The 25,604-nt window shown below is 73.7% G+C and carries 23 protein-coding genes and 1 pseudogene; 16 read left to right on the plus strand and 8 right to left on the minus strand.

Going from position 1 to position 25,604, the window contains the following annotated elements:
* Positions 1–19 precede the first annotated feature (19 nt).
* Together ACFPP6_RS28035 and ACFPP6_RS28040 are read left to right on the plus strand one after the other, a co-directional pair.
* Positions 20–1,012 carry an ABC transporter permease gene (locus ACFPP6_RS28035; protein ID WP_382047972.1) on the plus strand — a complete coding sequence of 331 codons (993 nt, stop codon included), beginning with the start codon at positions 20–22 and terminating at the stop codon, positions 1,010–1,012.
* Positions 1,009–3,003, plus strand: coding sequence for a dipeptide ABC transporter ATP-binding protein (locus ACFPP6_RS28040; RefSeq protein ID WP_382047975.1), 1,995 nt, complete (start codon positions 1,009–1,011; stop codon positions 3,001–3,003). Before ACFPP6_RS28035 ends, ACFPP6_RS28040 begins: the two co-directional genes overlap by 4 nt.
* Here the strand turns inward: ACFPP6_RS28040 and ACFPP6_RS28045 are convergent.
* Both ACFPP6_RS28045 and ACFPP6_RS28050 read right to left on the minus strand, forming a co-directional pair.
* Positions 2,983–3,948 carry a terpene synthase family protein gene (locus tag ACFPP6_RS28045; RefSeq protein WP_382047977.1) on the minus strand — a complete coding sequence of 322 codons (966 nt, stop codon included), beginning with the start codon at positions 3,946–3,948 and terminating at the stop codon, positions 2,983–2,985. The two genes, ACFPP6_RS28040 and ACFPP6_RS28045, sit on opposite strands and share 21 nt — an antisense overlap.
* A 156-nt stretch (positions 3,949–4,104) precedes the next feature.
* On the minus strand, positions 4,105–4,674 hold the full coding sequence (locus tag ACFPP6_RS28050) for a signal peptidase II (protein WP_382047980.1): 570 nt from the start codon (positions 4,672–4,674) through the stop codon (positions 4,105–4,107).
* Between the two features lie 189 nt (positions 4,675–4,863).
* On the opposite strand from ACFPP6_RS28050, the gene ACFPP6_RS28055 reads away from it, so the two are divergent.
* Complete coding sequence (locus ACFPP6_RS28055; protein WP_382047982.1) at positions 4,864–5,208, plus strand: cupin domain-containing protein; 345 nt, start codon at positions 4,864–4,866, stop codon at positions 5,206–5,208.
* On the opposite strand, the gene ACFPP6_RS28060 is transcribed toward ACFPP6_RS28055, so the two are convergent.
* The 4 genes from ACFPP6_RS28060 to ACFPP6_RS28075 form a co-directional block, all read right to left on the minus strand.
* Positions 5,205–5,711 (minus strand): ribonuclease FAU-1 family protein, encoded by a 507-nt coding sequence (locus tag ACFPP6_RS28060; protein ID WP_382047985.1) that lies wholly within the window; start codon positions 5,709–5,711, stop codon positions 5,205–5,207. The two genes, ACFPP6_RS28055 and ACFPP6_RS28060, sit on opposite strands and share 4 nt — an antisense overlap.
* A 44-nt stretch (positions 5,712–5,755) precedes the next feature.
* Positions 5,756–6,658 carry an esterase/lipase family protein gene (locus ACFPP6_RS28065; RefSeq protein ID WP_382047988.1) on the minus strand — a complete coding sequence of 301 codons (903 nt, stop codon included), beginning with the start codon at positions 6,656–6,658 and terminating at the stop codon, positions 5,756–5,758.
* A 197-nt stretch (positions 6,659–6,855) separates the two neighbouring features.
* On the minus strand, positions 6,856–7,974 hold the full coding sequence (locus ACFPP6_RS28070) for a DNA polymerase Y family protein (RefSeq protein WP_382047991.1): 1,119 nt from the start codon (positions 7,972–7,974) through the stop codon (positions 6,856–6,858).
* On the minus strand, positions 7,971–11,522 hold the full coding sequence (locus ACFPP6_RS28075; RefSeq protein ID WP_382047994.1) for a DNA polymerase III subunit alpha: 3,552 nt from the start codon (positions 11,520–11,522) through the stop codon (positions 7,971–7,973). The genes ACFPP6_RS28070 and ACFPP6_RS28075 overlap by 4 nt, the downstream gene beginning before the upstream one ends.
* Before the next feature lie 171 nt (positions 11,523–11,693).
* On the opposite strand from ACFPP6_RS28075, the gene ACFPP6_RS28080 reads away from it, so the two are divergent.
* The 6 genes and pseudogenes from ACFPP6_RS28080 to ACFPP6_RS28105 all read left to right on the plus strand — a co-directional run bounded on the left by ACFPP6_RS28080 (position 11,694) and on the right by ACFPP6_RS28105 (position 15,410).
* On the plus strand, positions 11,694–12,716 hold the full coding sequence (locus ACFPP6_RS28080) for a YhgE/Pip domain-containing protein (RefSeq protein WP_382047997.1): 1,023 nt from the start codon (positions 11,694–11,696) through the stop codon (positions 12,714–12,716).
* A gap of 165 nt (positions 12,717–12,881) precedes the next feature.
* Positions 12,882–13,139, plus strand: a complete 258-nt coding sequence (locus ACFPP6_RS28085; protein WP_382048000.1) for a hypothetical protein — start codon at positions 12,882–12,884, stop codon at positions 13,137–13,139.
* Positions 13,123–13,647 carry a DUF6879 family protein gene (locus tag ACFPP6_RS28090; RefSeq protein WP_382048002.1) on the plus strand — a complete coding sequence of 175 codons (525 nt, stop codon included), beginning with the start codon at positions 13,123–13,125 and terminating at the stop codon, positions 13,645–13,647. Before ACFPP6_RS28085 ends, ACFPP6_RS28090 begins: the two co-directional genes overlap by 17 nt.
* Positions 13,637–14,473: pseudogene (locus tag ACFPP6_RS28095) on the plus strand (helix-turn-helix domain-containing protein). Before ACFPP6_RS28090 ends, ACFPP6_RS28095 begins: the two are co-directional and overlap by 11 nt.
* Before the next feature lie 113 nt (positions 14,474–14,586).
* Positions 14,587–14,811: a DUF397 domain-containing protein gene (locus ACFPP6_RS28100; protein ID WP_382048219.1), complete on the plus strand. Its 225-nt coding sequence runs from the start codon at positions 14,587–14,589 to the stop codon at positions 14,809–14,811.
* Between the two features lie 101 nt (positions 14,812–14,912).
* Positions 14,913–15,410 carry a hypothetical protein gene (locus ACFPP6_RS28105; protein ID WP_382048004.1) on the plus strand — a complete coding sequence of 166 codons (498 nt, stop codon included), beginning with the start codon at positions 14,913–14,915 and terminating at the stop codon, positions 15,408–15,410.
* Positions 15,411–15,598: 188 nt separating this feature from the next.
* Here ACFPP6_RS28105 and ACFPP6_RS28110 read toward each other — a convergent pair whose 3' ends face one another.
* Positions 15,599–16,681, minus strand: coding sequence for a type III polyketide synthase (locus tag ACFPP6_RS28110; RefSeq protein ID WP_382048006.1), 1,083 nt, complete (start codon positions 16,679–16,681; stop codon positions 15,599–15,601).
* A gap of 284 nt (positions 16,682–16,965) precedes the next feature.
* Between ACFPP6_RS28110 and ACFPP6_RS28115 the strand changes: the two genes are divergently transcribed.
* Positions 16,966–17,535 (plus strand): hypothetical protein, encoded by a 570-nt coding sequence (locus ACFPP6_RS28115; protein ID WP_382048008.1) that lies wholly within the window; start codon positions 16,966–16,968, stop codon positions 17,533–17,535.
* Here ACFPP6_RS28115 and ACFPP6_RS28120 read toward each other — a convergent pair.
* Positions 17,510–18,871, minus strand: a complete 1,362-nt coding sequence (locus tag ACFPP6_RS28120; RefSeq protein ID WP_382048011.1) for an APC family permease — start codon at positions 18,869–18,871, stop codon at positions 17,510–17,512. The genes ACFPP6_RS28115 and ACFPP6_RS28120 overlap by 26 nt on opposite strands.
* Before the next feature lie 81 nt (positions 18,872–18,952).
* Here ACFPP6_RS28120 and ACFPP6_RS28125 point away from each other — a divergent pair, with 81 nt between their 5' ends.
* The 6 genes from ACFPP6_RS28125 (at position 18,953) to ACFPP6_RS28150 (ending at position 25,558) form a co-directional block, all read left to right on the plus strand.
* Positions 18,953–19,414, plus strand: a complete 462-nt coding sequence (locus tag ACFPP6_RS28125; protein ID WP_058045093.1) for an Lrp/AsnC family transcriptional regulator — start codon at positions 18,953–18,955, stop codon at positions 19,412–19,414.
* 4 nt (positions 19,415–19,418) lie between these two features.
* Positions 19,419–21,128: a carboxyl transferase domain-containing protein gene (locus tag ACFPP6_RS28130; protein ID WP_382048015.1), complete on the plus strand. Its 1,710-nt coding sequence runs from the start codon at positions 19,419–19,421 to the stop codon at positions 21,126–21,128.
* A gap of 97 nt (positions 21,129–21,225) precedes the next feature.
* The gene (locus ACFPP6_RS28135) at positions 21,226–22,254 is read left to right on the plus strand and encodes a FecCD family ABC transporter permease (protein ID WP_382048018.1); all 1,029 of its coding nucleotides are present in this window, start codon (positions 21,226–21,228) and stop codon (positions 22,252–22,254) included.
* Entirely contained in the window at positions 22,254–23,426 is a 1,173-nt protein-coding gene (locus ACFPP6_RS28140) for a FecCD family ABC transporter permease (RefSeq protein ID WP_382048021.1), read from the plus strand. Before ACFPP6_RS28135 ends, ACFPP6_RS28140 begins: the two co-directional genes overlap by 1 nt.
* On the plus strand, positions 23,423–24,451 hold the full coding sequence (locus tag ACFPP6_RS28145; RefSeq protein WP_382048024.1) for an ABC transporter ATP-binding protein: 1,029 nt from the start codon (positions 23,423–23,425) through the stop codon (positions 24,449–24,451). The genes ACFPP6_RS28140 and ACFPP6_RS28145 overlap by 4 nt, the downstream gene beginning before the upstream one ends.
* A gap of 102 nt (positions 24,452–24,553) precedes the next feature.
* Entirely contained in the window at positions 24,554–25,558 is a 1,005-nt protein-coding gene (locus tag ACFPP6_RS28150; RefSeq protein WP_382048027.1) for an ABC transporter substrate-binding protein, read from the plus strand.
* Positions 25,559–25,604 lie beyond the last annotated feature (46 nt).

The following is a 25,604-nucleotide window of genomic DNA, read 5'->3' on the forward strand; positions in this document are numbered from 1 at the left end:
CGGAAGCCCTGACCCTGATATGACCGGCTACCTCCTGCGACGGGCCCTCCAGGCCGCGGTGGTGCTCCTCGCGATCACCGCCGCCGCCTTCGGGCTCTTCTACGCCGCCCCCTCCGACCCCGCGCTCATCGCCTGCGGCCCCAAGTGCGACACCGCACAGGCCGAGGCCGTCCGCCACAGCATGGGCCTGGACCAGCCGCCGGCCGCCCAGTACCTCGACTACCTGCGCGGCCTCGTCGCCGGCCGCACCATCAGCGACGTCGACGGCAGCGCCATCGACTGCGCCGCGCCCTGCCTCGGCTACTCCTACACCCTCCACCAGCCGGTCCTCGACGCCATCGGCGACCGCTTCCCCGTGACGCTGTCGCTCGCGGGCGGCGCGCTCGTGGTGATCGTCGTCCTCGGCATCGGCGCCGGCTTCACCGCCGCGCTGCGCCGGGGCACCGCCACCGACCGGCTGCTGTCCGGCTTCACCCTGGTCGGCGCGAGCGTGCAGATCTACTTCCTCGGCTACGCCCTGCAGTACCTGCTGGTCTACTCGACCGGCCTGATGCCGCTGCCCGGCTACGTCCCCCTCGCCGACGGACCCGGCGCGTGGGCCGCCGGGCTGCTCCTGCCCTGGCTCGTCCTCGGCTTCGTCAACGCCGCCGTCTTCGCCCGCCTCGCGCGCTCCCAGACGCTCGAGACGATGCACGAGGGGTACGTGCGGACGGCCCGCGGCAAGGGGCTCACCGCGCTGCGGGCGCACGGGAAGTACACGGCGCGCGGCGCCGCCGGCCCCCTCGTCCAGCTGCTCGGGCTGGAGGCCGGGGCGCTCTTCGGCGGCGCGTTCATCACCGAGACCGTCTTCGGGCTCGGGGGCGTCGGCAAGCTCGCCGTCGACTCCGTCGTCCAGAACGACCTGCCGACGGTGGTCGGCACGGTGCTGCTCGCCGCCTTCTTCGTCGTGGTGTTCGTGACCCTCGCCGACCTGGTGGTGGCCCGGCTCGACCCGAGGGTGAGGCTCGCATGACGCCGGTACTGTCGATACGCGACCTGACGGTCTCCTTCAGGGGCCGCGACGGGGCGGAGGCCGTCGCCGTGGACGGCCTCTCCTTCGACCTGGAACGCGGTGAAGTCCTGGGGCTGGTGGGGGAGTCCGGCTCGGGCAAGTCCACGGTGGGGCTCGCCGCGATGGGGCTGCACGACCCGGCCCGTACGCGGGTGAGCGGCAGCGTGCTGGTCGGGGGCACGGAGGTCGTCGGCGCGCCCGAGTCCGCGGTGCGTGCGCTGCGCGGCGCGCGGATCGCCATGGTCTTCCAGGACGCGCTCGCCGCGCTCTCGCCCTTCCACACGGTCGGTGCGCAACTGGCCGAGGCCTACCGCGTGCACGCCCCGGCGGGCGGCGGGCGGCGCGCCGACGCGAAGGAGAAGGCCCTCGCCGTGCTGGAGCGCGTCGGCATCCCGGCCGCCCGCGCCCGCGACTACCCGCACCGGTTCTCGGGCGGCATGCGGCAGCGCGTGATGATCGCCATGGCGCTGATCAACAGCCCCGACGTGCTCATCGCCGACGAGCCCACGACGGCGCTGGACGCACGCGTCCAGCGCCAGGTCCTCGGCCTCCTGGCGGAACTGCAGGAGGAGAGCGGCACGGCGGTGCTGCTCGTCACCCACGACGTGGGGGTCGTGGCGCAGACGTGCGACCGCATGCTCGTGATGCGGGGCGGGCGGGGCCTGGAGGAGGGCCCCACCCGCAAACTCCTGAACGACGCCGCACACCCGTACACGAGAGCACTGATCGGCGCGGCCCCGACACTGAACACGGCGCCGGGCACACGCTTGCCGACGGTCGACGACCCTGCTCCGGCTGCGGCGGGGGATGGCGGCGCAGGGCAAGCGGTGTCCGCCGCGACGGCGAGTCGTCCGGTGGTGGAGTCCGGCGGTGCCGAGCGGAGTCCGGCCGGGCACCGCCGGGCAGCGCCGCAGGGGCTGATTGCCGTTGCGGCGGAAGGAGGTGCGGCTGCCGGTGCCGGGCAAGAGCGCTCCGCCGCGACGGTGAGTCGTGCCGCGGTGGAGGCCGGCGGTGCCGGGCAGAAGTCGGCTGGGCACCGCCAGGCAGCTGCGCGGGGGTTGGGCGCCGTTGCGGCGGGGGGAACTGCGGCTGCTGGTGCCGGGCGAGAGCCATCCGCCGCGACGGCGGGTTGCTCCGCGGTGGAGGCCGGCGGTGCTCGGCCCGCCTCCACTCGTCCGCTCGCCGAAGTCGTCGACCTTCGTGTGGAGTTCGGCGGGCGCCGGGGTCTCCGGAGAGGGCGTGGCGCCGTTCAAGCCGTGCGCGGCGTCAGCCTGCGGATCGGCGCAGGTGAGACGCTCGGGCTCGTGGGTGAGTCCGGGTCGGGGAAGTCGACCACGGCGAGGGTCCTCGCGGGGCTGCAGCGCCCCACGTCGGGGGCCGTGCGGTTCGACGGCCGGGACATCTCCCGTGCCGCGGCCGACACCCGCCTGCGCCGCGAGCTCAGCCGCGACGTTCAGCTGGTCTTCCAGGACCCGTACGCGTCGCTCAACCCGCGCCGTACCGTCGAGGAGATCGTCACCACGCCGCTGCGGGTGCACACCGCCCTCGGCAGGGAGGAGCGCCGCGCCCGGGCCGCCGAGCTGCTGGAGCAGGTGGGGCTGCGGGCCGCCCACCTCGGCCGCTACCCGCACGAGTTCTCCGGCGGTCAGCGCCAGCGCATCGGCATCGCCCGCGCCCTGGCCCCGCGCCCCCGCCTGGTCGTCGCGGACGAGCCGGTGTCGGCGCTGGACGTCTCCGTACAGGCGCAGGTGCTCAACCTCCTCATGGACCTCCGTGACGAGCTGGGCCTGTCCCTCCTCTTCGTCTCGCACGACCTCGCCGTCGTCCGGCACTTCTGCGACCGGGTGGCGGTGATGCGGGCCGGGGCCGTGGTGGAGAGCGGACCGCGGGACGAGGTGTTCGGCGACCCGAAGGCCCCCTACACGCGCGAGCTACTCGCGGCCACGATGTAGGGCGGTGCCCGCGCCGCCGCTCGTGGAGGGGACGGGCGGCGGTGCGGGACGCCGTGGGCGCAGCAGGTCGACGGGGACGCCGGTGACGTCGTCGGCGAGGAGGAGGGGCCGGTGCCCGCCGGGTTCGGGGGCGGCCGCCCCGGCCGGGCCGCCGTGCAGGGCCCACGCCAGCCGGCCGTCCGCCCAGAGCGTGAGGGCGTGGGCGTAGGCGGAGACCGCCGAGAGCGCGGCCGGAGGGAGCCCGGCCCGTGCCGCATCGGCCGTGAAGCCGTGGAGCGCGTCCCGGAGCGCATCGCGGAACTCCTCCGCTTCCGGCTCCGTACCGTCCCGCGAGAGCACGGCGGAGGCGGCACCGGACACGGCCCGGAACGACGCCAGCTCGCGCGCGGACGGCGGGAGTTCGTACCCGCAGGCGTACTCGACGAGGTCGAGGGCGGATCCCGCGGCGAGGGCGTCCCGGGGCCGCCGGTCGGCGAGCTCGCGGAAGCGGGCGGCGAAGCGCTCGCGCCATGCGGGCGACATCGCCGGGGCCGTCATCCGCCACACGTCGGCGAGGGCCCGCTGCAGCGCCGTCCGGGCCGGCGGGGTGGGCCCGCCGTCCGTGGGCAGGAAGTCGGGCAGCGCACCGAACCCGAACGCGTACTCCTCCCCGCGGGGATGGCGGCACCGGTCGTCCAGGACGTGGAACCAGACGATCCAGGCCGCGGTCCGCTGCAGTCGCGGGCACGTGGCCTGCGGGGCCACCCACGCCGCGAGGTCGACGCAGCGCGCCCGGCGGAAGCGGCGCTGCGCGGAGAAGGACTGGATGAGCCCGGTGCGCCGCACCCACCGGTCGGTGAACGCGGCGGCTTCGTCGATGTGCGGGCTGACCCGGCCGGGCTCGGGTTCGGATTCGGGCTCGGGGAGATCGGTGACCGGCGGCCGGTAACTGGGCACGAGGGACACGACGTTCCTCAAGGACGAGGGATGGGAAGTCACAGCGTCCACCCCGGCACCGCACCGGATCCATGGCCCGGCCCCGGTTCGCCAGCGGCTCATCAGTGCGCGGCCGGGCGCGCGCGGAACCGTGCGCGCCGGGCGGCGACCGAAGGGGCGGGAGGGTCAGGCGGTTTCGGCGCGCTCGCGGCCGGTTTCCCTGCCCGTGCCGTCCAGCTCCCATCCGAGGAAGGAGTAGACCACGATCAGGACGCCTCCGCAGAAGATCGCCCAGTCCGCGAGGTTCATCACGCTGAAGCCGCTGACGGAGATGAAGTCGACGACCGCGCCCTCGAAGCCGCCGGGGGAGCGGAAGAGACGGTCCGTCAGATTGCCGAGCGCACCGCCCAGCAGCAGCCCGAGCGCGATGGCCCACGGGGCGCTGTAGAGCTTGCGCGACAGGCGGACGATCACCACGGCGACGGTCGTGGCGACGATCGTGAGCACGATGGTCATCGCCGAGGCGATGCCGAACGCCCCACCGGGGTTGCGCATCACCTGCAGCTCCAGCCAGCCGCCGATCAACTGGACGGGAGCCCGGTTCTCCAGCCCGGCGACCACGGCCAGCTTGCTGCCCAGGTCGAGTGCGTAGGCGACACCCGTCACCGCTAGGAGCAGGGGTATCCGCCGGCGGGCCGCAACGCCCTCTCCCCGGCCTTCACTGGGCACGCCCGCGGCCCGACCCGGATCCGTCAAGTTCACTCACCTCGAAGAAGTCTGTCGTCCGGTCGTATCCCGGCTCACCGTTCCGAACCGAACCCGCGTACGGGATCGATGTCGTACGCCTCAGCCTACGGACCGCCCCGACCCCACCCGAGCCCCGGCCCGGCATCCTTTACCGTTCGGTCGACCAACCGGCGCCGCGGCCCGCCTAGCCTCTTCGCCGTGACGACGATCAACGTGAACGACACCGCCGCGGCCCTGCAGCAGGAGTGGAACTCCCTCGTGCTGGGGCACGTCGGCCCGGCCCGCATCAAGGTGCTGCGCATGAACGAGCTGCCCCTGGAGGAGGAGAGCCACGACGCCCCGGAAGCCCTGCTCGTCCTCGAAGGGCGGCTCGAACTCGACGTCGCGGGCACGCCGGTGCCGGTCGGAACGGGCGGGCTCCACGTGATCCCCGCGGGAACACCGCACGCGGTCCGCCCGGGAAGCCACGGCACGCTCGTCATCGTCGAGCTCGACGAGCCCGCCGGGCCGGATCCCCGTCGGCCTGCGGCAGCAGACTGCTAGTCCAGCAACCCCGTCAACCCGCCCGCCCGGGCCACCCGCTCCAGTTCGTCCAGGGCCGCGCGGGCCCGGTTCGCCGCCGGTGGGTCGTGGGCTTCCAGGCCGCTCTCCTCGAACTCGTCCTCGTCCAGGCGGAGCACCGTGGTGCCGTCCGCCGAGACCCACAGGTCGAGGTCCAGGTCGGTGGAGACGATGCCGTCCGGGGTGATCTGTGCGGGGCGGGTGATGTCGCAGTACCAGCCCTTCAGGGTGCCGTCGGCGGTGCGGACCTCCTTGACGGCGTACCAGCGGTCGCGCCAGTAGTGCTCGGTGAAGACGTCGCCGCGTTCGAAGCGGACGAAGCCGAAGTCCCGGTCCGAGGGGGCCGCCCACGGTGCGCGTACGACGGCGTGGGTGCCGTCGTCGCGGACCACGACCGCGGGGTAACCGATGCCGGACCGGGACTCCTTGACCAGGGTGACCGTCACGTCACCACCGGCCTGCAGAACGGCGTTCGAGGTGCTCATGAGGGTTGAGAATTCCCCATGAGCGGGGCCAGGGGCCAGCGGTTTTAGCCGATGACGGACGCGCAGGTGGTCGGCGTGGCGTGCTCCGGGTCGAGCGCGTTGGCGACCTCGTGGGCGACGATGCGGTCGACGGTGCCGATCGCGATGTGCTCGGAGAGGTCCACGGCGCAGAGGTCCTGGAGCAGGATGTTGCGCACGTCGGGTCCGGACAGGTAGCCCGAGGTGTACGGCGTGACGACCTCGTCGTACTTGGTCGCGATGACCGTGTAGCGGACGCCCGGCACGGTGTCGGGGACGGAGTTCATGCGCTTGAGGTAGTCGGAGCCGATCGCCTGGTCGGTGAGGCCGGGGGTCATGCCGCCGAGCGCCTTGCGGGCTCCGGGGATCTTGTCCATCAGGGTGACCAGGCCCGACAGCGTCGTACCGTGGTTGTTGGGGGCGATGCCGGTGAGGGAGTTCACCTTGTCCTTGCCGCCCAGGAAGTTGAGGTAGTAGCGCGGCATCGCGCCGCCCTGGGAGTGGCCGACGATGTCCACCTTGTCCGCACCGGTGGCGTCGCGGACCTTGTCGACGTACGCGGAGAGCTCCTCGGCCGACTTCGCGATCGGGCCGAGGCCGTAGAAGACCGGCACACCGGGCAGCTTGCCGTAGTCGAGGGAGAAGACGCAGTAGCCGCGGTTCTTCAAGTAGGGCGCGAGGACGAGCCAGTTGTCCCAGGAGTTGCCGAGGGTGCCGTGCACGAGGACGACGGGGCGCGGGTGGGCGGCCGACGGCTTGCAGGAGTAGTCGTTCCAGCCGCTGCTGACGGTCGTGCCGGCGGCAGCGGCAGCGGCGCGGGGCTCGGGGGACGGGGCGGCCGCGGCCCCGGGGGCGGTGAGGGCGGTGGCCGAGAGGGCGAGAGCCAGGGCGGGGAGCAGGGTGCGCAGGGGTCTCCAGGGCAGCTTCATATGAACACCTCGCTGGTGGGGGATGGACCCGGCGGTGGGCACACGGGTGACCAGGAACAGGAATGGGCTGAAAAGCCGTTAACTTACCTGCGGGTAAGAATGCGTGGATCTTCCTTGATCGGTCAAGGAATACGACACATGTTTTTCATGTGCGGGACGCCGGCCCGCAACAAGGGACCGGCCCCCGCCCGCCCTGCTCAGGCCACGTCCCGCCGTTTTCCCCGCGCCCGCACGGCCGCCGGCCCCCGCACCGCCGCCGCCGGTCCCGCCGCGGCCGGCCCGAAGCGGGCCCGCGCCCGGTCGACGGCCGCCTCGATCCGGCGCGCCTTCTCGTCGGCGGGGTCGAACGACAGCTGGTGCGCGGCCGATCCGGCCTCGCCGAGGCCCTCCGCGCGCAGCGCCACGCTGCGGACCCGGGCGCGCTGCAGCCCGAGCGCGTCGTGCAGGGCGTACGCGGCCGAGGTCAGCGCGGGGGTGTGCGCGGTCGGCTCGGTGAAGGTCCGGGAGCGGGTGGTCGCCGAACCGTCCGCGTAGCGCACGGTGAGGGCCAGCCCCCGGGCGACCCGGCCGCTCTCCCGCAGCCGGCCGCCCAGTCCGTCGGCGAGCGCCAGCAGCGCGCGGCGGCGCCGGTCCGCGTCCAGCTCGTCCCTGCCGAAGCGGTGCTCCGCGGCCATCGAACGGGCCCGCGCCCCCGGGGTGACGGGGGTCGGGTCGATGCCGCGCGCCCGCTCGTGCAGCCGCCGCCCGGCCGCGGGTCCCAGGATCCGCTGCAGCGCGGGCAGCGGCGCGGCGGCGATCCGGCCGACGCTGTCGAGCCCGTACGAGCACAGGGTGCGGGCGGTGGCCGGGCCGACGCCGTACAGGGCCGCGGCGGGTTTGCCCGCGAGGAACGCGGTCACGGCGGCCGGGTCCCGGGGCAGCGTGCGCACCGCGCCGGGCGGCCCGTCCTGCGCGGCCATCCGGGCCAGCATCGGGTTGCCCGCGATGCCGACCGTGCAGTCGGCCCCGTACCGCGCGAGGGCGCGTACCCGTACGAGCGCGGCGAGACCGGCGGGGCCGTGTCCGAAGTACCGCGTGGCGCCGCGCACTTCCATCAGCGCCGCGTCCGGCGGCACCGCCTGGACGACGGGCGTCACCTCGGCGAGCAGCGCGAGGAGGCCGTCGTAGGTCTCCTCGCCGAGGGGCGCGCCCGCCTCGGCGTGGAAGTGGACGTAGAGCACGGTGGGCGGACCGGCCGGGGCAGGTGGGGCGTGTGGTCCGGGCGGGGCGTTCGGCGGCGGGTCCGGCACCGCGGCGAGCCGCGCGCGGGCGCTCATCCCGCGCTCCCCGGGCTCGCGTGCCACAGCTTGCGGCCCGTGGCCGCGCCCTCGCCCGCGGGCCGGAGGTCCGCCCAGGGGTGCATGGCGTAGCCGGTGGACAGGCGGATGCGCCGCCCGGACGGCGCCGCGGCGGCGGGGGCCGGGGCGGCGCCCTCGGCGAGGACCTCGGCCACCGCTTCCAGCCCGCCCTCCGCACGGAGTCTCGTCAGCTGCGCGAGGTCCCACGCCGCCGCGCCCACCACGCTCAGGCTGCGCGGCCCGCGGCGCTGGACGACGCCGCGGACGAGCAGCAGCCAGGAGTGGAAGAGGGTGTGCGCGCAGGCGGGGTGGCTGTCGTCGAAGAAGGCGCAGTCGACCAGGCCCGTGCCGTCGTCGAGGGTGGTGAAGATGACGCGGCGGCCGGAGCGGATGGGCGGCGTCTGGGTGGCGGCCTTGGCGCCCGCGACCAGGACGGTCTCGCCGTGCCGGACGTCGCGCAGCCGCCGGGCGGGCATCGCCCCCAGCTCGTCGAGGAACTTCCGGTGGTCGGCCATCAGGTGGCGCGAGGCGTCCATGCCGAGCACGCTCAGCTCGGCGTCCAGGCGCTCGGCCGCGTCGAGGTCGGGCAGGCCGATGGGCTCGGCCAGGACGCCGTCGATCAGTGTGGGCTGGGCGGCGCCGGCGTGGTGCCGTCCCCGCGTCCCGTGGTGCAGTTCGGCGATGTGCAGCAGCAGGTCGCGGCGGTTGGTGCCGAAGGCGTCCAGCGCGCCGACCCGGGCGAGGCGTTCGGCGACGGGCCGGCCGGGGCGGGCGCGGTGCCACAGGTCGGGGAGGGAGGTGTACGGGCGGCCGGCCGTGATGCGTCCGGTCTCGGCCCGGGTGATGCCCTGCACGTCGGAGAGGGCCAGGCGGAGGCCCCACACGCCGGCGCCGGACCCCGTCCCGTCCGAACCTCTCTCATCAGACACCAGTTCGATCGAATAGGTCGCGCCCGACCGGTTCACGTCCAGCGGCAGGATCGGCACGCCGCGCCGCCGCGCGTCCGCGAGCAGCAGCCGCTTGGGGTACATCCCCGGGTCGTGGGTGAGCAGCCCGGCGTAGAAGGCGGCCGGGTGATGGGCCTTCAGCCACGCCGACTGGTAGGTCGGCACGGCGAACGCGACGGCGTGCGCCTTGCAGAAGCCGTAGCTGCCGAACGCCTCCACGATCTCCCAGGTGCGCCGCACGGACTCGGGCGAGCGGCCGCGCTTCGCCGCCTCCCGCGCGAACCACGTCCGCACCCGGCCCGCCAGCTGCGGGTCCGACAGCGCGCGGCGCGTCTCGTCCGCGAAGTGCCGGTCGCAGCCAGTCATGACGTGCAGGATCTCGATGATCTGCTCGTGGAAGACGACCACGCCGTACGTCTCGCGCAGCGCGGGCTCGAGCTCCGGGTGCGGGTAGCGCACGGGCGCGCGCCCGTGCCGGGCCGCGACGAAGGGCCGCACCATGTCGGCCGCGACCGGGCCCGGCCGGAAGAGGGAGATGTCGACCACGAGGTCGTGGAAGGTCGCGGGCTGCAGCCGGCCGACGAGGTCGCGCTGGCCGGGCGACTCGATCTGGAAGCAGCCGAGCGTCTCGGTGGACCGGATCAGCTCGTACGTACGGGGGTCGCCCGGCGGTACGTCCGCGGGGTCGTCGAGGTCGATGCGCCGCCCCGTGGCCCGTGCGATCTCGGCCACCGCGTGCGCCATCGCGGACTGCATCCGCACGCCCAGCACGTCGAGTTTGAGCAGCCCGAGGTCCTCCACGTCGTCCTTGTCGAACTGCGCCATGGGGAAGCCCTCGCCGCTGGTCGGCACGACGGGCGTACGGGCGCGCAGGGTCGCGTCAGACAGCAGCACTCCGCACGGGTGCATGGCGACGCCGCGCGGCAGCCCGTCCAGCGCCTCGACCAGCTCCCACAGCCGGCCGTGGTCCTCCGCGGCCACCGCGCGCAGCTCGGGCAGCTCGGCCAGGGCCGCGCGGGCGTCGCGGGCGCGGATGTGCGGGAACGCCTTGGCGAGCCGGTCCACTTCGGCCGGGTCCTTGCCGAGGGCCGCGCCCACGTCCCGGATCGCGTGCCGGACGCGGTAGGTCTCGGGCATGGCGACGGTCGCGACCCGGTCCGCGCCGAAGCGGTCGAAGATCGCGCGGTAGACGTCCAGACGGCGCGCGGACTCCACGTCGATGTCGATGTCGGGCAGCGCCTTGCGGTGCACGGACAGGAAGCGCTCCATCAGCAGGCCGTGCTCGACCGGGTCGGCGTGCGCGATGCCGAGCAGGTGGTTGACCAGGGAGCCGGCGCCGGAGCCGCGGGCGGCGACCCGGACGCCGAGGGCGCGGGTGTCGTCCACGACCCGGGCGACGGTGAGGAAGTACGAGGCGAGGTTGCGCCCGGCGATGATCGCCAGCTCCTCCTCCAGCCGCTGCCGGTAGCGGGGCCGCCGGTCGTATCCGCGCAGCACCATGCCCGCCGTGCAGCGGGAGCGCAGCACGCGGTCGGCGGTGCGGTGCCCGGCGCCGACCAGGTGCGCCTCGGGGAAGTGGACCTTGCCGAGGCCCAGGTCGTCCTCGGGGTCGACCAGGCACGCGGCGGCGGTCTCCTCGGTCGTGGCGAGCAGCCGGCGGGCCGCGTCCCGGCGGAGCCCGGCGGCCTCGGCGATCCGCTCGGCGAGGGCGGCCATGTCACCGGGCCCCTTGAGCCAGCGCTCCCCGCTGTCGAGCGACTCCGGCCTGCGGGGGTCGATCGGCACCAGCCGGCGGGCCGCGTCCAGGACGTCGGCGACGGGGCCCTGCCCGGGGTCGGCGTAACGCACGGCGTTGCTGAGGACTGCGGGGACGCCCTGCTCCGCGGCGAAGCCGACGGTGCGGGCGGCCAGCCGCAGGGAGCCCGGGCCGGTGCCGGTGCGGCCGTGGCACACGGCCTCCAGCCGCAGGGCGTCACCGAACATTTCCCGCCAGGGCGCGAGCAGCCGGGCGGCCCGGTCGGGGCGGCCCGCGGCGAGCGCGCGGCCGGGCTCGGAGCCGGGGCCCAGGAGGACGAACAGGGGGGTGCGGATGCCGGGGGCGGCGGCCGCGAGGTCGGCGCGGGTCAGCTCGGGGCGGGGGGAGGCGGCGTGCGCGTGGGTGGCGTCCGCGTGGGTGGTGTCCGCATGGGCCGCGGAGACCAGTCCGCACAGGGCCGCCCAGCCGTGCGCACCGTCCCGGGCGAGGAAGACCGCGCGCGGCGCGGACTCGTCGACGAAGGCGCCGCCGCGTACGGGGGTGCGGGGGCGGGGGCGGCTGTGCGCGGACGGCTGACGGTGTGCGGACGGCGGGGGCTCGTCCCGTACGGCCAGGTCCACGCCGAACACCGGGCGCACCCCGGCCTCGGCGCTCGCCTTGGCGAACCGGACCGCTCCGGCCAGGGTGTCGCGGTCGGTGAGGGCGACTGCGTCCATGCCGCGCTCGGCGGCGCGCCCGGCCAGCCGCTCGGGGTGCGCGGCGCCGTACCGCATCGAGAAGCCGGATGCGGTGTGCAGGTGCGTGAACGTGTCGAGCCCGGTCATCGCACCTCCTGCCGTTCCTGTCACCCCCTGGCTGAAAACCGCCCTCTCCATCCACCATAAACCACTCTCTCGAACATTCGTACGAACACATGTGCGGGGGCGAGCGAGGGGCGATCACCCGGACAGCCCGCACCGCCTGCGCAGGCCCCCCGCACCCCGCAGGCTCGGGACATGCCCTCATTCGCCCAGGAACTGCGCAGCGCGGTGACCGGCCGGGCCGCGGTCCTGGTGATCGGCGCCCTGGTGCTCCAGCTCGCCTTCATCGCCTCCTACGTCGGCGCCTTCCACGACCCACGGCCGAAAGAGGTCTCCCTGGGCCTCGTCGCCCCCCGGTCGATCGGCGGGCAGCTGGAGGAACGGCTCGACAGGCTGCCCGGGAGGCCCCTGGACGTGCGCACGGTGGACGGCGGCGAGGCGGCGGCCGTCGCCCAGATCCGCGAGCGCGACCTCGACGCCGCGCTCGTCGTCGACCCGCGCGGCACCACCGACACCCTTCTCGTCGCCGGCGGCGCGGGCGCCTCCCTCGCCCAGGCCACCGAGGCGGTGCTCACCCGCGCCGAGGCCGCGGAGGGCCGCACCGTACGGGTCAGGGACGTCGCACCCGCCGCGGCCGGCGACGCCCGCGGCCTGACCTCGTTCTACCTGGTGGTCGGGTGGTGCGTGGGCGGCTACCTGTGCGCCGCGATCCTCGCCATCAGCGCGGGCGCCCGGCCCGCCAACCCGCACCGGGCCGTCATCCGGCTCGGCGCCCTCGCCCTCTACTCGGCGGCCGCCGGCCTGCTCGGGACCGTCATCGCGGGCCCGGTCCTCGACGCGCTGCCCGGCGGCGTCCTCGGACTGTGGGGCCTGGGCACGCTGGTGGTCTTCGCCGTCGGCGCGACGACGCTCGCCCTGCAGGGCCTCGCGGGAATCGTCGGCATCGGCCTGGCCATCGCGATCGTGGTGGTCCTGGGCAACCCGAGCGCCGGCGGCGCCTACCCGTACCCCCTGCTCCCCCCGTTCTGGAACGCCATCGGCCCGGCCCTCCCCCCGGGCGCCGGCACCTGGTCCGCCCGCTCCCTCGCCTACTTCCACGGCAACGGCCTGACGGGCCCGCTGCTGGTCCTGTCGGCGTGGGCGGTGGCGGGGACGGCGGTGACGATGGTGTGCGCGATGTTCCGGCGACGGGAGCCGGAGGGGACGACGGGACGGTAGACCGGGCCCCACGGGCAGGCCACGCAGCAAGATCCTTACCCGACAACACGAATATCGGCGCTGCCGCATGGACGGCATGTTCGCTCTCCTCGTAACGTCGGGTCACCAAGGACAAGGCATGTCTCCATTGAGGCCCAACAATGCCCATCGACCAGGGGGTTCGGCATGGCATGCGAGGAACCGAGGGAACCAGGGGCAGGCGTTGCACACACACCCGCGCGAAGTGCGTTGACCCGTCTCACCGGCAACGGGAACGGAGGTCCCTGCGGTAAGGACGACTGCCCGAACATCTATCGGACCGCAGCGGGCTCCATCCTTGTCCAGGGCAACGTATCCAGCGCCTTCGCCCCGCCCCGGGGTGAGGGGCTCGTGGAGATCCCCGAGAGCGTGTTGAGGGAGGCCGTCCATGCTCTTGGACGGTGACGAGTGGCGGGCCATGTTCCGCGACTTCCGACGCGAGGCTTGGCGACTCGAAACCCTGCCCCAGTATCTGGTTCCCCAGGAGGCCGAAGAGTTCGAGGAATTCCTCGCCGGTAAGCGTCGCAACCCGTACACGCACTCGGACGAGTACACGGAAGACCTGAAGCGACTGCGGAGCGAGGGGAAGAGGAAGGGGCGCGTGCACATCGTGACCCGTCCCCTGTCGGAGTACCTGCGGTTCGAGTTCTCGCAGTACTACGAACCCAACGTGAGGGCCGGTGATGAAATCCGCATCCTCGACGTGACCGGCCGGGAAAACCCTATCCCGAACGTTCAAGACTTCTGGATGTTCGACAGGCTCACGGTAGTGCTCATGAACTACGAGCCAGACGGAACGCAGATCAACCGTGAACTGTACGAGGGTGATCCGGCGCCGTTCATCGAATACCAGCGGACCGCGGTAGCCGAGTCCGTGCCTTACCTGGAGTACGTGAAGGGCCTTGACGCTTGATCCCGTACAGCTAGGGGAGTCAAGGGCTGACCTGGCAGAAACACTCAAAGGGCTCCGTAAGCGAGCCGGGTGGACGCAAACCCGGCTCGCTCAGCGCTGCAACATGTCTCAGACGAAGGTCAGCAACGTCGAGAGTGGGAAAATAACGCCGACCCTCGTGGACGTGGAATTGATACTTCGAGCCCTGGATGCTCCTCCTGGGCTCATCGCGGAAGTCATCGCTCTTGCGAGGCTGGCGAACACCGAGTGGCAGGACCACTGGGCTTTGCGGCGGAGGGGCCTGGACAAGAGGCAGAACGACCTGACCGGTCTCGAGAGGTCGTCTGCGGAATTTCGTTACTTCCTGCCCACGATGGTGACGGGGCTTTTGGCCACACCGGAGTATGTGAGGGCGAGCCTCGCGGATGTGCCGGGCGATCAGAGCAGGAGGGTCGTCGCAAAGAAGCTGGAACGTCAGGAGATTCTCTTCGACAAGTCGAAGCGGTTCACGTTCATCCTGACCGAGTAAGCTGTCAGGTGGCCGCTTGTGCCTGCCGACGCCTTGGCCGTGCAGATTGACCGTATCGCGTCATTGACTCATCTGCCCAATGTGAGTATCGGGGTCATTCCCATCGGCCTGACAGTCATGTCGGCCCCCTTGAATACGTTCACGGTCTACGATGAGCGCATTGCGACCGTTGAAACTGCTACCGGGGTCCTCATTTTTAGAGACCACAGGGACGTGTCTGCGTACCTGAAGGAGTTCGCCCTCTGCGAACGCCACGCCCTGTTCGGGGAAATGGCCAGGGGAAAGCTTGCGGAATGGCCGGACCTCTGTCGGTCATGATCTTTACCCGACAGTATAAATATTGCGCATGCCTTGCCGCTTTATGCATCACAATCTCTCCATGGCTGCGGACATCGAGGCGGCCGCATACCCACCTATCAGGAAGGCGCATGATGACCGACCTGTACAGCCTGACCATCGAAGGTGCCCGCTTCTCCAAGGCGTGCGGGGGCAACACCCACCCGGACGGTGAATCGTGCGTAACCCTCGCCCGTATCGGTGAGGACGCTTACGCCCTCGGCGACAGCAAGCGGCCCGACGCGGCCCCGCTCAGGTTCACCGGTGCCGAACTCGGCGCGGCCGGCATCGATCCGGGCCGTTTCGGCCTCTCGGCCTGACCGGACGCTCATCGACCGGCGGCCTTCGCTCTCCGGGAGGGCGGGGGCCGCCTCCGACTGCGCCGACGCCGCTGACACTGACGCCGAACGGGTAGAGCCCCATGCACTTCCACGGATATCTCTGGACCGGCGACAAAGCGGTCCACGACAAGGAGAGCGTCCGGCGCCCTCCGTCATCCACGGAGCCCGCCTCCACAAGTCCCCCTGAGGTCGTCCAGCGGTACCGGGAAGCCGTCACGGAGTGGCGGGTGACGGGAGTCCCGCCGATGCAGACGGCGCACTGGCTCCTGAAACCGGCCGCGTTCGTACGCGGGACCTGGGACGACCCCGGGCGGGCGGCGGCGTGGCTCGGCGACCGCCTGGTGGAACACGCGCCCCGCTTCGCGGCGAAGGCCGACAGGGGGAGTGCACGGCAGGCCGCCCTCGTTGCCGCTGCGGCCGAGCGGCTGGGGTGGGGCGGGGACGTCTCCCACGGCTTCTACCTGGAACAACCGGTCTTCCTGTCACTGGCGTTGGTGACGTGCTCTCCGAACCGTGCGATGGCGGATCAACCGTGCCCGGCCGGGCAGGGGGCGGAAATCCACCGGCCTGGGTCGTAGGGCGGCGGACAAGTGGCCCCGGATGGCGGCTGCAGGTATCAGCAGCCCCAGCAGAGCCGCGGTGCGGGCCGCCACGGATGTGGAGTTGCTGATCGCGAAGGTGCGGCAGGCCAACGCGGCGAGTCGCTGGGGGAAGTGGCAGATGGCTGCGGCCCTGCCCACGGGTGGGGCCGCCCGTCGTCGCCCCGTCACCAGCCGAGTAGTACCAGTTCGCTGGTGAGGCCAGGGCCGAGGGCGAGGAGGAGGCCGGGGGAGTCCGGGGGCGGTGGGGTGGTCATGGTTCTGGCGAGGACGTCGAGTACGGAGGCGGAGGAGATGTTGCCGTGGTCGGCCAGGGAGGCCCGGCTGTGGGTGAGGGCGACCGGCGGCAGGCCGAGGGAGCGGGCGAGGGCCTCGATGACTTTCGGGCCGCCGGGGTGGCAGACCCAGGTGGTGATGTCGTTCGCGGTCAGTTCGCGACCGGCGAGGAAGTCGTGGACCTCGCCGGGGAGGTGCTTCTCGATGAAGTCGGGGACATCCGGGGAGAGGAACACGGCGAAGCCGTCGGTGCCCAGGCGCATGCCCATGAGGTGCTCGGTCCCGGGGTGCAGGCGGCTGCGGGTCGCCAGCAGCGCGGGGCCGGAGGTCTCCCGGGCCCGGTGGGCGCCGAGGACCACGGCGGCGGCCGCGGCATCGCCGAACAGGCTGGTCGCGACGAGGTTGGCGACCGAGGTGTCCGCGTACTGGAAGTTCAGCGAGCACAGCTCTACGGAGACCAGGACGGCCACCTGGTCCGGGTGGCCCTTCAGATAGTCGTGCACTCTCGACAGGCCGGCGGCGCCTCCCGCGCAGCCGAGGCCGAGCATCGGCATGCGCGCCACGTGGTGCGGCAGGCCGGCGCGCTGGACGAGTTCGGCGTCGAACGACGGGACGGAGGCCCCCGTGGTGGTCGTGGTGACGACGGCCCCGACCTCCTCGGGCCGTACGCCCGCCGCCCCGAGGGCCCGGGTGAGCGCTTCCTCCCCGACCTGACGTGCGGTGGCCGCCCACACCTCGTTGTACTCGGTGAAGGTGCGCGCCCGCGGGTACTCGGCCAGGGGCAGGGAGAGGTTGCGGTACTCGATGCCCGTGTGGGCGGCGATGCCGGTGAACTGCCTGCGGACGGCCGGATCGGCGGAGAGGAACGCCCCGGCGAACACGGCGGCGATGTCCCGCTGGCGGTGCCTGTGCGGTGGCACGGACACCGCGACGGAGGCCACCCGGGGAGCCGCCGCCGGGCTCGTGTCGCTCATGGGCCGTCTCCTTCTGCCGCTTCCCGCACGGTTTCCCTCACACGGTTCCTCCCGCGCGGTTTCCTTCGCACGGTCGGGCCCCACCGTGACGCGCGTGCGGCCCGGTGCGGCAGGGCGTGAAGCCGGGCGTGAGGGCGTGTACTGCGGCGTGGACGGAGCTGTGGTGCTTTCGATGACGCGTGGAAAGCGGGGGAAAGCGGTGGAACCGGAGACGCCCGGGGGTAGCCAAGGTGCCGGTAACCGCGCCGAGGGCCGGCGCACGCACCGGAAGCGAAGAGGTACCCATGATCGGCAAGCGTGGCATCGGGATCGCCCTGTCCTCCCTCACCCTGGTCGCGGCGAGCGTCGGCTGGGCGCCGGCGGCCCAAGCCGGTACCGCCCAGGCCGGCATCACCCATGACCGCTCCGCGCACGACCACTTCACCCAGGACTGCACGGGCCAGGAGAACATCACCTACGGCCCCGGTCTCGGTCTCTCCTCCGAGCCCTCGAAGGTCACCGTCGACGGCGCCTATCACTGCACGGACGCGTCAGGCCGCAGCACCACCGCCAAGTACCACACCGAGGGCGCCACGGCCGGCACCTGCCTGCTCCTCGCGTGGAACAAGTCGGAGGAAACCCTGCATTACGCGGACGGCAGCAAGGCGGTCATCGCCTACCACTCCGGCCCTTCCCTGCGGGTGCTGGGCCTCAACACCGCGAGGCTCACCGGCGTGGTCGTCTCCGGGCGCGGCAAGGGATCGGTCGCCGAGAAGATCATCCAGACGGTGCCCGGCAGCCTGCCGACCGACTGCGTGCTCGCCGACGGCATCCGGCACACCACCGCGTTCACGCATCTGAGCATCCACCCCTGATGCCTCTCTGGCGTCTCTTCGGTGTTCCTCCGGCGTCCCCTTCCGGAGCCTGGCCGCGTCCCCGCCCCGCAAACGTCGTGAACCCCCACGACAGCATCGCCAGTACCACCGGTATCACCAGCAGCACCCCCGAGAAGACCAGCACCCCCGCCGTGAGGACGGAACTGGCGATCGCCGCGTACCAGAGCCACGTCCGGCGGGGGAGGAGGGCCAGGGCCGAGAGGAGGCCGGCCAGGGTGACCGAGGCCAGGCAGGTGGACGTCGCGCGCATCAGGCCGTCCAGGTCCGTCGTGCCGAGCGAGGCGATCACGCCGACCCCCGTGCAGGCGACCGCCAGGACCGCCAGGCTGCGCCGCGGCACCTCGCCCGTGCCGCCGCCGTGGGCCAGCCACCGCGGGGCGGCGCCGTCGCGGCCGAGGGCCGCGCCCAGCCGGGAGGCGCCCGCGAGGTAGGTGTTGACCGCGCCGAAGGTCAGGAACAGGGCCGCCACCGCGGCGATCGGCCGGGCGGCCGTGCCCGCGCTCTGCGCGAGCAGGTCGGTCAGCGGGGTGTCCGTGCCGGCCGCGGCCGGGCCGAGGGCGCCGATCGTCGTCACGGCCAGGACGAGGTAGAGGATGGAGACGGCCGCCAGGGTGTACGCGGTCACCCTCGGCAGGTCGCGGGCCGGGTTCGCGAATTCGCCCGACAGGTGGCTGGCCGCCTCCCAGCCCGCGAAGGCGAAGAACAGCACGCCCGCCGCCGAGCCCACCGAGCCCCAGCCGTGCGGCATGAACGGGGTGAAGTGCGCGGACGTCACATGCGGCGCCGCCGCGACCGCCGCGCCCAGCAGTACCGCCGCCAGCAGGGCGACGAGCAGCAGCTGCACCCGCCCGGACAGGTGCAGGCCCACGCAGTTGGCCGCGAACGACGCCGCGATGACCACCGCTCCGATCGCCGTGGCCGCGGCGGATCCCCAGCCGAGCGCCCCCGCCACGTACTGACCGCCGATGAGGGCCGCCGCCACGACGCCGATCGGCACGGCCCCGTAGAACCACCAGCCGACCGCCGCCGCGGCGCGCGGCCCGGCGGCCCGGTGCACGAAGGTCGCCACGCCGCCGCCGTCCGGGTACCGGGCGCCCAGCGCGGCGAACGAGAGCGCCACCGGCACGCTCGTCACGAGCAGGACCAGCCAGGCCAGGATCGAGGCCGGGCCGGCCGCGTCGGCGGCCAGGGCGGGCAGTGCCAGGACGCCGGGGCCGAGGACGGCGCCGGCACACAGGGCTGTGCCGCTGCCGATGCCCAGCCGTCGAACGGACGGCCGGGCAGGCGCGGAGGTATGGGTGGTTCGTACGGTCACGGGGGCTGAAGTTAGCCGCACCAGTGGCGGAAGAGGGGACTCGCCGAACGAAATTCGGCGCGTGCGGCATCATGTGCCCTTATGGACGACATAGATTCGGCGATCGTCAGGGAACTGCAGCGCGATGCACGGCAGACCAACCGCGATCTCGCCCGCACCCTCGGCATCGCCCCCTCCACCTGCCTGGAGCGGGTGCGGGCGCTGCGTCAGCGCGGGGTGATCACCGGGTACCGGGCGACGGTCGACCTGCGGGCGCTGGGGCGGCCGGTGCAGGCGCTGCTCTCGGTGCGGATCCGGCCGATGAGCCGGGAGGTCATCGAGGGCTTCAAGGCGTACCTCATCGGGCTGCCCGAGGTGCTCAACGTGTACGTGGTCGCGGGCGGCGACGACTTCCTCGTCCACGTCGCCGTGCCCGAGGTCGACGACCTGCACAGCCTCCTCATGGACCGCTTCTCCGGGCGCCGCGAGGTCGTGGACTTCCGCAGCTCCGTGATCTACCAGCACGTGACCAAGGACGTGGTGGGGCCGCTCGTGGCAGGGTGACGGCATGGACGCAAGCAGCCCCGGAAACCCTACGGACGCAAGCAGGCCCACGGGCGCCGGCAGGTCCCGTACCCCTGCCCTCGACCTCATCCGCACGGTGGTGGACCCCGGCACCTGGCACTGCTGGGACGAGCCCGTCGGCGTCACGACGGACGACCCCGCCTACCGCGCCGACCTCCTCGCCGCCCGTGAGCGCACCGGTCTCGACGAGTCGGTCGTCACCGGCGAGGGGCGGGTGCGCGGCCGCCGAGTGGCCGTCGTGGCCTGCGAGTTCCGGTTCCTGGCCGGGTCGATCGGCGTCGCGGCGGGGGAGCGGCTGGTGCGCGCGGTGGAGCGGGCCACGGCCGAGCGGCTGCCGCTGCTCGCGGCGCCGGCGTCGGGCGGCACCAGGATGCAGGAGGGCACGGTGGCCTTCCTGCAGATGGTCAAGGTCGCCGCCGCCATCACCGACCACAAGGCGGCGGGCCTGCCCTACCTCGTCCACCTCCGGCACCCCACGACGGGCGGCGTCCTCGCCTCGTGGGGCTCGCTCGGGCACCTGACCTCCGCCGAGCCGGGCGCCCTCATCGGCTTCCTGGGCCCGCGCGTCCACGAGGCCCTGTACGGCGAGGAGTTCCCGCCGGGGGTCCAGCTCGCGGAGAACCTGCTGGCCCACGGCCTGGTGGACGCGGTCCTGACCGCCGAGCAGCTGCCGGGGGTCGTCGGGCGGGCGCTGGCGGTGCTCTGCGACGACGACCGGTCCGACGACCGGTCCGACGACCGTTCCGGTGTGCGTTCCGGTGTGCGGTCCGGCGAGCACCACGTGACGACCGGGCCCTTCGGCGCCCCCTCCGCCGTCCCCTCCGCCGCCGAATCGATTCGCCGCTCCCGCGACCCCCAACGGCCCGGCGTGCGCGAGCTGCTGGACGCCGCGGCCACCCACCTCACCCTCCTCAGCGGTACGGGCGCGGGGGAGCGCGACCCGGGGCTGCTCCTCGCGCTCGCCCGCGTCGGCGGCACGCCCTGCGTGGTGCTCGGCCACGACCGCGGCAGCCGTCATGACGGCTGCCGCGCTACGGGGACCACCGGCGTGCCCGCCGCCGGGCAGGCGCTCGGGCCGGCCGGTCTGCGCGCGGCCCGGCGCGGGATGCGGATCGCCGCCGAGCTGGGCCTGCCGCTGCTCACCGTGGTCGACACGGCGGGGGCGGCGCTGTCGCGGGAGGCCGAAGAGGGCGGCCTGGCCGGGGAGATCGCGCGCTGCCTGGCCGACCTGGTGACCCTGCCGGCGCCGACGCTGTGCCTGCTGCTGGGGCAGGGCGCGGGCGGCGCCGCGCTCGCGCTGCTCCCCGCGGACCGGGTCGTCGCGGCCCGGCACGCGTGGCTGTCGCCGCTGCCGCCGGAGGGTGCCTCGGCGATCCTGTACCGCACGACGGACCGCGCCGACGAGGTGGCCGCCCGGCAGGGCGTGCGCTCCGCGGACCTCCTGGCGCACGGCATCGTGGACCTCGTGGTCGAGGAGCCGGACGGCGGTGCGGTGTCTGCGGTGTCTCCGACATCTCCGGCGTCTGCGGCGTCTGCGGCGTCCGCGGCGGCGGAGTCGCCGGCGACCGGCGATTTTCTGCCGCGTCTCGGGGCCCTCCTCGGGGCCGAAATGACCGCTCTGCGTGCGCGCGAGCAGGGCGAACGGCTGGCCGACAGGCGGGCGCGCTACCGACGGATCGGGCTGGGAAGCTGAGGCTCCGGCGTCACCAAGTTGGGCATTGAGGAAATAGCTGGTGTGCGAACCATCCAGAATTGACAAGGTAAGCCTTACCTAACCTAGGGTCTCCTCCGTGAACGAGACCGCTCCAGGAGCCGTCGCGCCCGCCGTCGGGCGTGCGGCTCCGATTCGCCGGGCCGCCCTGCTCCTTGCAGGCGTGGCCGCGCTCGCCGCGTGCGCGGCGCTCAGCCTCGCCGCGGGCTCACGCCCGGTGCCCCTGGCCACCGTGTGGCACGCGCTGGCCGGGGACGACGCCGGACGCGACGGCCTGGTCGTCACCGGGCTGCGCGTCCCGCGGACCGTTATCGGCCTCGTCGTCGGCGCGGCGCTCGGAGTCGCGGGAGCCGTCGCCCAGGGCGTCACCCGCAACCCCCTGGCCTCGCCCACCACCCTCGGCATCAACGCCGGGGCGAGCTTCGCGGTCGTCACCGCCATCTACGCGCTGGGTCTCACCCGCCCCGTGGAGTACCTGTGGTTCGCCTTCGGGGGTGCCGCACTCGCCACCGTCGCCGTGCTCGCGCTCGCCCGCCACGCCGGCGAACTCGACCCCGTACGGCTCGCGCTGGGCGGAACCGTGCTGGCCGCCGTCCTCAGCGCATGGACCTCCGCGGTCATGCTGGCGAGCCACCGCACGCTGGACGAGGCCCGCTTCTGGCTGGCCGGTTCGCTCGCCGGGCGGCAGACCGACATCCTGCTGCCCGTCCTCGCACCCCTCCTCGCCGGTCTCGTGCTGGCCCTCGCCATCACGCCCGCGCTCAACGCCCTCGCCCTCGGCGACGAGACCGCGCAGGCGCTGGGCGTGCCGGTCGCCAGGGTCCGCGCCGCGGGCGGGCTGGCCGTGGTGCTGCTCGCGGCGTCGTCCGTCGCCGTCGCGGGCCCGCTGTCCTTCGTGGCGCTCGCCGCCCCGCACCTCGTCCGCAAGATCCTCGGCGCGGACCACCGCTGGCTCGTCCCGGGCTGCCTCGTCGCCGGTCCGCTGCTGCTCCTCGGCTCCGACATCGCCGGCCGGGTCGTCCTGGCCCCCACGGAGCTCGAGGTCGGCATCGTCACGGCCTTCCTCGGCGCCCCGATGCTGGCCTTCCTCGCACGGAAGGCGACCTGATGAGCGAGCGGATGCAGGGCGCGTACGACACCGGGCCGCGGCCGGAAGCGCACCCGGTCCCGGTCCCGGCCCCGGCCCCGGCCCCGGTCCGGGTCGGGGTCCCGGTCCCCGCGCCCGCCCGGGCGCTCCTCCCGCACCGCCCCGGCGCGAGCGGATCCGCCCTCGCCCGGCAGCGCCGCCGCATCGCCCTCCTCTCCGCCGCGGCCGTCCTCCTCCTCGCGGTCCTCCTCGCCCTGGGCCTCAGCGCGGGCGAAGTCCGCGTGCCGCCCCTGGACGCGCTGCAAGCCCTCGTGGGCCTCGGCGACAGCGCCGACGTGATGCTCGTTCAGGAGCTGCGCGCGCCCCGCGCCGTCGCCGCGATCGTGGCCGGTGCCGGGCTCGCCGTCGCCGGGACGCTGATGCAGCGCGTGCTGCGCAACCCGCTCGCCTCCCCGGACGTGATCGGCGTGACCGGCGGCGCCTCCCTCGGTGCCGTCGCCATCCTGGCCACCGGCGCCCCGGCCGCCCTCACCCCGGCCGGAGCGCTCGGCGGCGGCATGCTGGCGGCCCTGCTGCTCGCCGTGCTCTCCTGGCGCGGCGGCGTCACCGTCACCCGCATCGTGCTCGTCGGCCTCGCCGTGCAGCAGGGCCTCGCCGCGGTCGTGAACCTCTTCATCGTCCGGTTCCCCGCCGAACTGGCCGCGGACGCGCTGCAGTGGACCACCGGCTCGGTCTACGGCCGCACCTGGACCGAGACGGGCACCGGCGGCGCGCTCGTCCTGACCGGCGTCGTGCTCGCCCTCGCCGGCCACCGCAGGCTCGCCGTCCTCGACCTCGGCGACGAGTCCGCCGGCGGGCTCGGGATCGCCCCGAACGCGGCCCGCCTCCAGCTCCTCCTGCTCGCCGTCCTCCTGGCGTCCGTCGCCGCCGCCCTCACCGGGCCCGTCGGCTTCGTCGCCCTGGCCGTACCGCACATCGTGCGGTTCCTGGCCGGACCCCCGACGGCCGGCTCGCTCGTCCTCACCGCGCTCGGCGGCGCCGTACTGCTGCTCGCCTCCGACCTCGTCGTCCTGCACCTGCTGCCCGTCCACGGCCTGCCCGTCGGGGTCGTCACCGCCACGCTCGGGGCCCCCTGGCTGCTCGTGCTGATGCTGCGCCAACTCAAGCCCACCGCAGGGAGCACCACCCGATGAGCGACGCCCGCCCAACCACCCCCGGCCCCACGGCCACGCCCGGCTCCGCCGCGGCCGCCGACGGTCCTGCTGCGACCCGGGGCATCGCGACGGCCCACGGTCCGGCGACCGCCAACGGCACCGCGGCCGCTGCCGGTCCCGCTGCCGCCCCGGGCGCCGCGGAGGCTCACGGCCGAGGACCGGCGCCGACCCCCGCCCGCCCCACGGCCCCCCACAGCCTCGTCGCCCACCGGCTCAGGCTCGGCTACGCGGGGCGCACCGTCGTCGACGGCGTCGACCTCGCCGTCCCCGGTGGTGCCGTCACCGCCGTCGTCGGACCCAACGCCTGTGGCAAGTCCACCCTCCTGCGCGGACTCGCCCGTCTGCTGGCTCCGACCGCCGGGACCGTCACCCTCGACGGCGCCGACATCCACCGCATGCCCGCCCGGGCCCTCGCCCGCCGCCTCGGTCTGCTCCCGCAGCAGGCCCTGGCCCCGGAAGGCGTCACCGTCGAGGGGCTCGTACGCCTCGGCCGCTACCCGCACCAGCGCATGCTCACCCCCTGGTCCAAGGCCGACCAGGCCGCCGTCGAAGAGGCCCTCGCCCGTACCGGCACCGACGTCCTGCGCGACCGCCCGGTCGACCAGCTCTCCGGCGGCCAGCGGCAGCGCGCCTGGATCGCCCTCGCCCTCGCCCAGGACACGCCCCTGCTCCTCCTCGACGAGCCCACCACCTTCCTCGACCTGCGCCACCAGCTCGACGTGCTCGACCTGGTCGAGGAGCTCAACACCGAGGCCGGCCGCACCGTCGTGATGGTCCTGCACGACCTCGGCCAGGCGGCGCGGTACGCCGACCACCTCGTCGTCATGTGCGACGGCAGACCGGCCGCCGCCGGCCCGCCGGCCGACGTCCTCACCGCCGAACTCGTCGAGGAGGTCTTCCAGGTGGAGTGCCGGGTCGTCCCCGATCCGGAGACCGGCACGCCCCTGGTCGTCCCCCGGGCCCGCTCCGGAAGACGGCGCGCCCCCGGCCCGCCCGCCGCCTGAGGCCCACCCCGCACCCGCAGGACCCTCGGCCCCAAGCCCCCACCCCCCAAGCCCCCACCCCCCACGCCCGTCCCTCCCCTACCGCTCAGACTGGAGCCCGCCGTGACCTCCCACCTCAGACCACCCCTCCACCGGCTGCGCAGGGCGCTCGCCGCGCTCCTCGCCGTGATCATCGGCACGGCCGTGCTCGCCGCGTGCGGCGGCGACGAGAAGGCGAAGGACGAGGGCAAGGCCGCGGGCGACACCGGCTTCCCGCGCTCGATCACCCACGCCATGGGCACCACCGAGATCAAGCAGAAGCCGAAGCGCGTCGTCGTCCTCGACACCGGCGAACTCGACGACGTCACCATGCTCGGCATCGAGCCCGTCGGCGCGGTCTCCCCCCACATGAAGACCGAGGGCGGCTTCCCGCAGTACCTGTCGGCGAAGACGAAGAACACCAAGGACGTCGGCCCGATGGCCGAGCCGAACATCGAGCGGATCATCTCCCTCAAGCCCGACCTGATCCTGTCCTCCAAGGTCCGCCACGCCAAGGTCTACGACCGCCTCAAGGCCGTCGCCCCGACCGTCTTCACCGAGACCACCGGCGCGCCCTGGAAGGAGAACCTCAAGGTCCACGCCAAGGCCCTCGGCCTGGAGAAGGAGGCGGAGACGGCCATGAGCGCGTACGAGAAGCGCGCCAAGGCCCTCGGCGAGGAGATCAAGAAGAAGAACAACGGCACGATGCCGACCGCGTCCGTCGTCCGCTTCGTCGCCGGTCCCACGCGCCTCTACCAGAAGGCCTCCTTCAGCGGCATCGTCCTCTCCGACACCGGCCTGCGCCGCCCCGCCTCGCAGGACGTCGACGCCCCGATGACGGACGTCTCGCCGGAGCAGATCGACAAGGCCGACGCCGACCTCGTCTTCGTCACCGTCGCCGACGACCCCGAGAAGACCCAGCAGAGCGCCGTCCAGGACAACCCGCTGTGGAAGGGCCTCGGCGCCGTCAAGAACGACAAGGTCTTCCAGGTGCCGGACGAGACGTGGATGTCCGGCATCGGCATCCAGGCCGCCAACCGTGTCGTGGACGACATCGCCAAGGCCGCCGGCGTCGACGCCCCCAAGTAGCCGGTCCACGGGGCCGGTTCACCCCGGTCCCGGCCGCCGGCAGTAC

This window comes from Streptomyces aureoversilis (assembly GCF_042657885.1).
GTDB classification, from domain to species: domain Bacteria; phylum Actinomycetota; class Actinomycetes; order Streptomycetales; family Streptomycetaceae; genus Streptomyces; species Streptomyces aureoversilis.

What these genes read in the sequence shown, in the direction of transcription:
- ACFPP6_RS28125 (WP_058045093.1), top strand. Translation starts at nt 18,953, where the DNA reads ATGGACGACATAGATTCGGCGATCGTCAGGGAACTGCAGCGCGATGCA.
- ACFPP6_RS28035 (WP_382047972.1), top strand. Translation starts at nt 20, where the DNA reads ATGACCGGCTACCTCCTGCGACGGGCCCTCCAGGCCGCGGTGGTGCTC.
- ACFPP6_RS28080 (WP_382047997.1), top strand. Translation starts at nt 11,694, where the DNA reads ATGCCCTCATTCGCCCAGGAACTGCGCAGCGCGGTGACCGGCCGGGCC.
- ACFPP6_RS28145 (WP_382048024.1), top strand. Translation starts at nt 23,423, where the DNA reads ATGAGCGACGCCCGCCCAACCACCCCCGGCCCCACGGCCACGCCCGGC.
- ACFPP6_RS28100 (WP_382048219.1), top strand. Translation starts at nt 14,587, where the DNA reads ATGACCGACCTGTACAGCCTGACCATCGAAGGTGCCCGCTTCTCCAAG.
- ACFPP6_RS28130 (WP_382048015.1), top strand. Translation starts at nt 19,419, where the DNA reads ATGGACGCAAGCAGCCCCGGAAACCCTACGGACGCAAGCAGGCCCACG.
- ACFPP6_RS28115 (WP_382048008.1), top strand. Translation starts at nt 16,966, where the DNA reads ATGATCGGCAAGCGTGGCATCGGGATCGCCCTGTCCTCCCTCACCCTG.
- ACFPP6_RS28085 (WP_382048000.1), top strand. Translation starts at nt 12,882, where the DNA reads ATGGCATGCGAGGAACCGAGGGAACCAGGGGCAGGCGTTGCACACACA.
- ACFPP6_RS28105 (WP_382048004.1), top strand. Translation starts at nt 14,913, where the DNA reads ATGCACTTCCACGGATATCTCTGGACCGGCGACAAAGCGGTCCACGAC.
- ACFPP6_RS28110 (WP_382048006.1), bottom strand. Translation starts at nt 16,681, where the DNA reads ATGAGCGACACGAGCCCGGCGGCGGCTCCCCGGGTGGCCTCCGTCGCG.
- ACFPP6_RS28090 (WP_382048002.1), top strand. Translation starts at nt 13,123, where the DNA reads ATGCTCTTGGACGGTGACGAGTGGCGGGCCATGTTCCGCGACTTCCGA.
- ACFPP6_RS28040 (WP_382047975.1), top strand. Translation starts at nt 1,009, where the DNA reads ATGACGCCGGTACTGTCGATACGCGACCTGACGGTCTCCTTCAGGGGC.
- ACFPP6_RS28070 (WP_382047991.1), bottom strand. Translation starts at nt 7,974, where the DNA reads ATGAGCGCCCGCGCGCGGCTCGCCGCGGTGCCGGACCCGCCGCCGAAC.
- ACFPP6_RS28140 (WP_382048021.1), top strand. Translation starts at nt 22,254, where the DNA reads ATGAGCGAGCGGATGCAGGGCGCGTACGACACCGGGCCGCGGCCGGAA.
- ACFPP6_RS28060 (WP_382047985.1), bottom strand. Translation starts at nt 5,711, where the DNA reads ATGAGCACCTCGAACGCCGTTCTGCAGGCCGGTGGTGACGTGACGGTC.
- ACFPP6_RS28065 (WP_382047988.1), bottom strand. Translation starts at nt 6,658, where the DNA reads ATGAAGCTGCCCTGGAGACCCCTGCGCACCCTGCTCCCCGCCCTGGCT.
- ACFPP6_RS28075 (WP_382047994.1), bottom strand. Translation starts at nt 11,522, where the DNA reads ATGACCGGGCTCGACACGTTCACGCACCTGCACACCGCATCCGGCTTC.